The organism is Paraburkholderia sp. SIMBA_030 (assembly GCF_046535245.1).
Taxonomy (GTDB): Bacteria; Pseudomonadota; Gammaproteobacteria; order Burkholderiales; family Burkholderiaceae; genus Paraburkholderia.
In genome coordinates this window covers 1-239 of record NZ_JAWRXB010001533.1, presented here as the reverse complement: position 1 = coordinate 239, position 239 = coordinate 1, and the positions used below count along the sequence as shown (strand labels likewise).

Here is a 239-nt window from a genome sequence, read left to right as displayed (position 1 = left end):
GCGTGAACTGAAAGCGGACATGGGTCTTTGACGGGCGTAGCCGTCGCGACGGGAGGCGCAGCGCAATGAACAAACTAGGCGTCCACGCGTTGGTATGGGCAGGGGATCTGTCGCCGGAGTCGACGCGCAAGGTCATCACCCAGACGAAGGCGGCAGGCTTCGACCTGATCGAACTCTCCTTGCACGGTCCAAAGGTCATGGATCTTTCGCTGACCCGTGACCTGCTGCAGGAGCACGAC

At 61.5% G+C, this 239-nt stretch carries 1 pseudogene; it reads left to right on the top strand.

The window, feature by feature from the left end:
• Positions 1-65: 65 nt before the first annotated feature.
• Positions 66-239, top strand: a pseudogene (locus tag SB772_RS45150) (sugar phosphate isomerase/epimerase); the annotation flags it as partial.